The sequence below is a fragment of the Mesobacillus sp. genome (assembly GCF_057785455.1).
The window spans coordinates 1-7,238 of record NZ_JBYNSB010000008.1 but is presented as its reverse complement, the minus strand read 5'-3'; the positions used below and the strand labels follow the sequence as shown (position 1 = coordinate 7,238).

At 45.6% G+C, this 7,238-nt stretch carries 5 protein-coding genes, 15 tRNA genes and 1 rRNA gene; 1 reads left to right on the top strand and 20 read right to left on the bottom strand.

The window, feature by feature from the left end; translation table 11 throughout:
• Window positions 1-444: 444 nt before the first annotated feature.
• The 4 genes from nfsA to queG form a co-directional block, all read right to left on the bottom strand.
• Window positions 445-1,194 carry an oxygen-insensitive NADPH nitroreductase gene (nfsA, locus tag AC3EBE_RS02085; protein ID WP_488593357.1) on the bottom strand — a complete coding sequence of 250 codons (750 nt, stop codon included), beginning with the start codon at window positions 1,192-1,194 and terminating at the stop codon, window positions 445-447.
• A 56-nt stretch (window positions 1,195-1,250) separates the two neighbouring features.
• Window positions 1,251-1,730 carry a tRNA (uridine(34)/cytosine(34)/5-carboxymethylaminomethyluridine(34)-2'-O)-methyltransferase TrmL gene (trmL, locus tag AC3EBE_RS02080; RefSeq protein WP_488593356.1) on the bottom strand — a complete coding sequence of 160 codons (480 nt, stop codon included), beginning with the start codon at window positions 1,728-1,730 and terminating at the stop codon, window positions 1,251-1,253.
• A gap of 115 nt (window positions 1,731-1,845) precedes the next feature.
• Window positions 1,846-2,727 (bottom strand): amidase domain-containing protein, encoded by an 882-nt coding sequence (locus tag AC3EBE_RS02075; protein WP_488593355.1) that lies wholly within the window; start codon window positions 2,725-2,727, stop codon window positions 1,846-1,848.
• A 109-nt stretch (window positions 2,728-2,836) separates the two neighbouring features.
• Window positions 2,837-3,994, bottom strand: coding sequence for a tRNA epoxyqueuosine(34) reductase QueG (gene queG / locus AC3EBE_RS02070; protein WP_488593354.1), 1,158 nt, complete (start codon window positions 3,992-3,994; stop codon window positions 2,837-2,839).
• 201 nt (window positions 3,995-4,195) lie between these two features.
• Here queG and AC3EBE_RS02065 point away from each other — a divergent pair, with 201 nt between their 5' ends.
• The gene (locus tag AC3EBE_RS02065) at window positions 4,196-4,864 is read left to right on the top strand and encodes a B3/B4 domain-containing protein (RefSeq protein WP_488593353.1); all 669 of its coding nucleotides are present in this window, start codon (window positions 4,196-4,198) and stop codon (window positions 4,862-4,864) included.
• A 119-nt stretch (window positions 4,865-4,983) separates the two neighbouring features.
• Here AC3EBE_RS02065 and AC3EBE_RS02060 read toward each other — a convergent pair.
• The 16 genes from AC3EBE_RS02060 to rrf all read right to left on the bottom strand — a co-directional run bounded on the left by AC3EBE_RS02060 (window position 4,984) and on the right by rrf (window position 6,980).
• Window positions 4,984-5,057, bottom strand: a tRNA-Gly gene (locus AC3EBE_RS02060).
• A 52-nt stretch (window positions 5,058-5,109) separates the two neighbouring features.
• Window positions 5,110-5,194, bottom strand: a tRNA-Leu gene (locus tag AC3EBE_RS02055).
• 40 nt (window positions 5,195-5,234) lie between these two features.
• A tRNA-Cys gene (locus AC3EBE_RS02050) sits at window positions 5,235-5,309 on the bottom strand.
• Window positions 5,310-5,318: 9 nt separating this feature from the next.
• Window positions 5,319-5,393 (bottom strand) — tRNA-Gly (locus AC3EBE_RS02045).
• Window positions 5,394-5,398: 5 nt separating this feature from the next.
• Window positions 5,399-5,473: transfer RNA gene (locus AC3EBE_RS02040), tRNA-Gln, on the bottom strand.
• A 43-nt stretch (window positions 5,474-5,516) separates the two neighbouring features.
• Window positions 5,517-5,589, bottom strand: a tRNA-His gene (locus AC3EBE_RS02035).
• A gap of 11 nt (window positions 5,590-5,600) precedes the next feature.
• Window positions 5,601-5,674 (bottom strand) — tRNA-Trp (locus AC3EBE_RS02030).
• A 7-nt stretch (window positions 5,675-5,681) separates the two neighbouring features.
• Window positions 5,682-5,766, bottom strand: a tRNA-Tyr gene (locus AC3EBE_RS02025).
• 71 nt (window positions 5,767-5,837) lie between these two features.
• A tRNA-Phe gene (locus AC3EBE_RS02020) sits at window positions 5,838-5,913 on the bottom strand.
• A gap of 142 nt (window positions 5,914-6,055) precedes the next feature.
• Window positions 6,056-6,131: transfer RNA gene (locus AC3EBE_RS02015), tRNA-Asp, on the bottom strand.
• A gap of 38 nt (window positions 6,132-6,169) precedes the next feature.
• Window positions 6,170-6,243 (bottom strand) — tRNA-Met (locus tag AC3EBE_RS02010).
• 161 nt (window positions 6,244-6,404) lie between these two features.
• Window positions 6,405-6,480: transfer RNA gene (locus tag AC3EBE_RS02005), tRNA-Val, on the bottom strand.
• Between the two features lie 53 nt (window positions 6,481-6,533).
• Window positions 6,534-6,608: transfer RNA gene (locus AC3EBE_RS02000), tRNA-Glu, on the bottom strand.
• A gap of 17 nt (window positions 6,609-6,625) precedes the next feature.
• A tRNA-Ser gene (locus AC3EBE_RS01995) sits at window positions 6,626-6,717 on the bottom strand.
• Window positions 6,718-6,722: 5 nt separating this feature from the next.
• A tRNA-Asn gene (locus tag AC3EBE_RS01990) sits at window positions 6,723-6,797 on the bottom strand.
• Between the two features lie 67 nt (window positions 6,798-6,864).
• Window positions 6,865-6,980 (bottom strand): 5S ribosomal RNA (rrf, locus tag AC3EBE_RS01985).
• Window positions 6,981-7,238: the final 258 nt, after the last annotated feature.

Sequence of the window (7,238 nt, the reverse complement as noted above, 5' to 3'; positions counted from 1 at the left end):
AAAAATTTTGAAAAAGCCCAATTGCCGGCTTTTTCAAGAGCGAATTTTTCTTGGGGCGTGCGGTGAGCCTCCTCGTCGCTTTGCTCCTGCGGGGTAAAATGGCCCCTTCTTTTCGGGCCATTTCTACCGGGGTCTCACCTGTCCCGCTTTATCCCGAAGGAGTCTGCGCGCCTGGAACGAAGAGCAACAGGATCTTAATTCAACTTTGGCAAATCAACAATCTTTGCGAGAACAGCCTTTTACTATAAGCATTCAAGGTAATAACAGCATGCATACCCATGCTAACGCCTCTAGTTCGCTATGTGGGGCTTCCATTACCTTTTAATCGATTAAAGATTTGCGAAGTGTATTGAGCCCTCATTTCATTGCAGTTCAATCGCCTAAAGCTGCTCTCAAGTGTGTTGAGCTCGAACCTCATTACATCCTAGTACAAGAATAGCACCATTATTTTTTATTCAAGTTCTGCTTCTGGACAAAATCCTTCATATACATCCGTGACTTTCTTCCAAGCATCATGGCCATTTGGCCTGTCCATGTATCTTCGCGCTTGCCCCCGGTTCGTTCACGATAGTAGTCAGATGTTGTTTTATTATACTCCCCAAGCTGAGCAGCAAATTTTTCAGGATCCTGCTCGTACTCATTTTCCATATAAATATGCTCAAGGGGCAGACGCGGCTTCAAATCGGTTTCCTGATCAGGATAGCCGACTGCAAGTCCAAACAGCGGCACTACATGCTCGGGTGTCTTCAGCAGTTCTTTTACGTTTTCAAGATCATTGCGGATTCCTCCGATATAGCAGATGCCAAGGCCCATTGATTCTGCAGCAATAGCAGCATTCTGTGCAGCCAGGGCGGTATCAATCAAAGCAACCATGAACTTTTCAGTGCTTTCGATTGAATCCTGAAGGTCCACATTTTCAAGCTCCCCTATGACCTTATGCCGGTGAAGGTCCGCGCAAAAAACAAAGAAATGGCCATTTTCCGCCACATAGGTTTGGCCGCCAGCCAGTTCAGCCAGCTTCTGCTTTTTTTGCTTATCGGTTATGCCGATGATGGAATATGCCTGGATAAAGCTTGAAGTAGATGCTGCCTGGGCGCTTTTAACAATGAGCTCAATCTGCTCCCTATCCAGGAGCTTGTCCTTGAAGCGCCTTACTGAGCGATGCTGGAGTATCGTTTCAATTATTTCGTTCATTTTTATCATCTCCTTATAGAATTTCAATGTCAAAAAGGAGACCAGCATTGGTCTCCTTAAAATTTGCGTAAATCGCGGTAATCCTGCTGGCGCAATGCTTCATAAATTAGGATTGCCGCAGTATTGGAAAGATTCAATGAGCGAATGTTTTCATTCATTGGCAGACGCAGGCATCTTTCCATATTGCTTTCGATTACTTCCTTTGGCAGCCCTGTTGTTTCGCGGCCGAAAATAAAGAAATAATCCTTTTCTTGATCAGTATAATCAAAGTCCGAATGAGTCTTTTTCCCAAACTTTGTTATATAGAAGAATTCTCCGCCTTGATTCTTTTCATAAAAATCATCTAATGATTCATGATAATGGATTTTGACGTGCTCCCAGTAATCCAGGCCAGCGCGCTTGAGCATCTTGTCATCCGTAGAGAAACCTAGCGGCTTGATCAAGTGCAGCTCCGTGTCTGTCCCTGCACAGGTACGCGCGATATTCCCAGTGTTAGCCGGAATGAGCGGCTGGAATAATACTACATGCAATGCCATGACTTTCACCTCTATCTAAAACTCTATTTGCTATTATACCACTACACTGTTTCAGGACAAAGAAATGCGCCATTGTCCGTGCAGCAGGCAAATTGAGTCAGAGGCTTTTCAATAATCACTGATCATCCATAACCGTGAAAAATTTATATTTAATTTGCGGAGTGTATGCAGTTGAATCCTCATATGCCCAGTATCTCATCCTGCTGTTGTACGTATGGGCATTCACTAGCGGCATCCCATTGGCATCATGACCAGTGACAATTGTGGTATGGTCAAAGCGGCCATCACCCTGGAAATCATAACATATTACATCCCCGAGCTTCAGCTGGTCAGCACTGCTTACCTCCCGTGCCCTTAAGCCGAATTTTGAGGCAGGGAGATACCACCGCATTGCATTAGCAACAGTCCAGCTATAGCTCCAATTATTGCTTTGCATCCACCAGCCATTGCCACGGTTCGGATAGCCTCTCATTGGGGCTCCTCCAGTGTGCAGGCATTGGGAAATATAGTTGGTGCAATCAACCTCAAATTTCTTATAGGCTGGGTTGAAGTCATTCCACCATCGTTCAGCGTATTGGACAGCCTTTAACCTGTCATACTGGTATCCAGCCCTAATTGCTGGAGCCTCATCTAAAAATGCAGGCAATACCTCTCCTGAAGTAAATTCAGGTGTGGACTCTTTCAGCTTTTCATCTTTGACAAGCACACCCTTATAGAATTCTGCCTGACGCTTTTCAACTTCCTCTTCAATGTAAAATTGGCCCTTTTGCTTAATCAAATATTGAAAATGAACATCATACAATACGCTTTCCTTTTCTTGGCCAGTGATTTTCTGTTCGACCTTTCCCTTTGCCTTCGCTTTCACTATTTCAGCAGACCGCCTTGCACAGCTCTGCTTCTTCTGCTCGATTGCCGGGCATTCATGCAGCTGATTCCGAGGCATGGATACACATTGAAGGACTCGCTGTTCTAGAAGCTCCTGCAGTTGTTCACGCATGCTCATCACTCCCTTCACCATTCATATGTATGAAGGAATTGATTATTTCAAGCATTTTTTGCCTCAATAAAATGAAAAAAGGAATGGACCTGATCAGACCCATTCCTTTTTATAGTGAAATTGTCGTTTCCGAATCATCCTTAAAGAACTCCAGCCCTTTGCTTATCTCATTTAATACCTCTGCATCATTTTCCGAACTTGCAGCATTCTTGAGAGCTTCATGGGCTTCAGGTCCGCCTATCTTTCCAAGTGCCCACGCAGCAGTCCCTCTTAAAACAGGCCGCGGATCTTCTTTTAACACACCAATCAAATCAGGAATGGCGCTATTATCCTTATAATGGGCCAGAGCGATAATGGCGTTGCGCTGTATCGGTTTCTTTCCTCTCCATGAACCTGATACATGGCCAAACCTTTCTTTGAAGTCGCGGTTGCTGATCGTCAGCAATGGCTTGAGCAGCGGTTTTGCTAACTCTGGATCAGGCTCCATTTCAGGATGAAAGTGAAAGTCTTTTCCCTTATTCTCTGGACATACTGTCTGGCAGGTGTCGCAGCCATATAAGCGGTTGCCGAGCTTCTCACGGAATTCATCAGCAAGGAATCCCTTTGTCTGTGTAACAAATGCTATACACTTCTGAGCATCCAGCTGTCCGCCCTGGACAAGAGCTCCAGTTGGGCATACATCAACACATTTATTGCAGCTGCCGCACTGGTCTTCCATAGGTGTATCGGGCTCAAATGGAATATTCGTGATCATTTCCCCAAGATAGACATATGACCCGAATTCAGGGGTGATGATTGAACAGTTCTTTCCGCTCCAGCCTATTCCGGCGCGCTGCGCTACTGCCCTGTCAACCAGCTCACCAGTATCGACCATTGATTTAAACCTGGCTCCGGGCATCTTCTCAGAAAGATAGTCCTCAAGCTTTCGGAGCCTGTCACGAAGAATGGCATGATAATCCGTTCCCCATGACGCTCTGCAAAAAATTCCCCGGCGCTCGCCCTTCTTGCTGACCACCTTCGTTTTCATTTTAGAAGGATAGGCCAAAGCTATCGAGATAATCGATTTAGGCTTGTCAAAAATCAGCGCAGGCTCTGTTCTCTTCTCAATATCCTTCTCCTCAAACCCTGATTGATAATGAAGCTCCTGCTGCCTGTATAACCGAACCTTCATTTCCTCAAAAGCAGAAGGAGCAGCAAAACCAATCTTATCAATCCCAATCGACTTACCGTACTCAACAACATCCCTCTTCAACTCATCTAAATCCATCCAGACACCCCCTCTCCAAAAGAATAAAATATAACTTCACCGCACTAACGCACTGGGGGTCAGACCCCCGCCACGGCAGTGCGGTACTTAACTAAAGTGAAAATCATATCTGGCAAGATCAGCGCCATTGAAAGGCGAAAGCTTTAATAGCAAATTACTTTTATGATAAACTATTTTAAAGCAGTTTAGGAGGTGGAATCAATGGAAATTAGTGTTTCCAGATCATTATGTGATCTTGTTCCGGGATTTTCAGCCGGAATCATTAAATATGAAAATATCCAGGTAGGAGACTCGCCGCAAATGCTGAAAGGAAGGCTGCAGCTATTTCAGGAATCGATATATTTTGACCTCCTTGAAAAAAGCGTGACCGATTTAGAGGGCATTAAGGAATGGCGCAGTATCTTCAAAGCTACTGGGAAAGATCCAAACCGCTATCGGCACTCTGCAGAGGCACTCTATCGAAGAGTCGGAAAACAAAATTATCTCCAATCTGTACATAGCGCTATAGATATCAACAACTTCTTCTCACTTGAGTACCAGGTACCAATAGGAATATATGATTTTGAGAAGGTGCAGGGGCCAGTTGACCTGAGAGTAGCTGGCGAATCAGAAGAATATACCGGATTAAATGGCAGAACCAATAATCTCGGTAATTTAATCGTCTCTTCAGATGAAATTGGTCCCTTTGGAAGTCCATTTGTCGATTCTGAGCGCACGGCTGTCACGGAAGAAACAAGAAATGCCCTTCAAATCGTTTACTTGCGCCCTTCTGCCTCTCATGAAAGCAAAGAGAAAATGACAGCTTCACTTATGAACATGTTTCTCCAAATCCATGGAGGGTCAGGCACATACAAAATCATTGGATGCTAAGGCATCCTTTTTGTTTGCAGCCTTTTATCTTATAGGTTTGCTACAGTATTAACCATATAACAGAAAAAACGCAGTACTTCGTTTTCAAGAAACGAAATACTGCGTTAGTCACGTATGTATGGAGCGGGTGAAGGGAATCGAACCCTCATCATCAGCTTGGAAGGCTGAGGTTTTACCACTAAACTACACCCGCATACATATTCAGTTGAAATAAATAAAACAGGAACACCTGTTTAATAAAAAAGTGGTACCGGTGGTCGGGGTCGAACCGACACTCCAGAAGGAACACGATTTTGAGTCGTGCGCGTCTGCCAATTCCGCCACACCGGCATATTAAGATGTCTTACTTCAAATACCATTAGTAATCTAATGGAGGCGGCAACCGGATTTGAACCGGTGAATAAAGGTTTTGCAGACCTTTGCCTTACCACTTGGCTATGCCGCCATATATTACTGGAGCGGAAGACGGGATTCGAACCCGCGACCCCAACCTTGGCAAGGTTGTATTCTACCACTGAACTACTTCCGCAAAAATGGCTGGGCTAGCTGGATTCGAACCAACGCATGTCGCAGTCAAAGTGCGATGCCTTACCGCTTGGCTATAGCCCAATATATTGTATGCTCTTATTATTACATTTGTGAATTTATAAGGGGCGACTGATGGGAATCGAACCCACGAATGCCTGAACCACAATCAGGTGCGTTAACCACTTCGCCACAATCGCCATTATAAAATTGGCAGGGGTAGTAGGAATCGAACCCACACCAAAGGTTTTGGAGACCTTCGTTCTACCTTTAAACTATACCCCTAAATACATGGTGGAGGGGGACGGATTCGAACCGCCGAACCCTGAGGGAGCGGATTTACAGTCCGCCGCGTTTAGCCACTTCGCTACCCCTCCATTATAACATGATTTCGTTTTATAAAAAACTATTTAATCATGTTTACTGGATAATCAGTAAGTTGTAAAGATGGTGGCTCAGGACGGAATCGAACCGCCGACACAAGGATTTTCAGTCCTTTGCTCTACCGACTGAGCTACTGAGCCACAATAGTACTGTTCCCTAAAGATTGTAAGGCTTAGGACCTTTGCTCAAAAGACCTTCGGTCTTTCTCGCAGATTGCCTCAGAAGCTTTTTCAGGATGTGAGCAATCTGCTCTACCGACTGAGCTACTGAGCTTCATAAAAATGGCGGTCCCGACCGGGATCGAACCGGCGATCTCCTGCGTGACAGGCAGGCATGTTAACCGCTACACCACGGGACCGAAGTTTTTCAAGTGGGATACTTGAAAGACTCACATGATTGCGGGGGCAGGATTTGAACCTGCGACCTTCGGGTTATGAGCCCGACGAGCTACCGAGCTGCTCCACCCCGCGACGGTAATAATGATATTATATTGTCCATGCTCGTAGTGAGCAGGTGCTGTCCCGATCTCAGAAAGCTTATTCAAGCTGCAGTTCGATCGGTACAACTCGCAGTTCATACAGTGAAGTAACGCTCGTTGCTCCACCCCGCGACAATGATATTAAAAAAATTATGGTGGAGGATGACGGGATCGAACCGCCGACCCTCTGCTTGTAAGGCAGATGCTCTCCCAGCTGAGCTAATCCTCCATATTATACACTAATCTTTTTCAAGGACATTTATTCGCTTTGGCGAAAAATCTTGGTGACCCCTACGGGATTCGAACCCGTGTTACCGCCGTGAAAGGGCGGTGTCTTAACCGCTTGACCAAGGGGCCGTATGTTTAAGTTTCAATGGCGGAGAGCAAGGGATTCGAACCCTTGAGACAGCGGTAACCGTCTACACGATTTCCAATCGTGCTCCTTCGACCTCTCGGACAGCTCTCCAAAATTGGCTCCGCAGGTAGGATTCGAACCTACGACCGCTCGGTTAACAGCCGAGTGCTCTACCACTGAGCTACTGCGGAATAATTATATTCTCCGATTTGGATTCACGATCCGTATCAAGAAAGATTATAAGGATGAATGCATCCTGCCCGGCGGCGTCCTACTCTCACAGGGGGAAACCCCCAACTACCATCGGCGCTGAGAAGCTTAACTTCCGTGTTCGGTATGGGAACGGGTGTGACCTTCTCGCCATCGCCACCAGACAATTTTTCAAAGACAATATCTATTATACTGTCTTTTATGCATTTTGCAAGAGAAATTTTTCATTCCCTCAAAACTAAATAATCTTGTAAGAAGAATTACAGAAGAACGAGCAATCATTGTCCAGTTTCGGCTCCTAGCCTCTCGAGATTGCTTCGGTCCATCCGCTGAAGTCAAAGAACGACTTCAACTGCTGGCCCTCCAGCACTTGTCGAGGCTGAACAGTCGCCTACACTTTTCGTATTTGGTTAAGTCCTCGA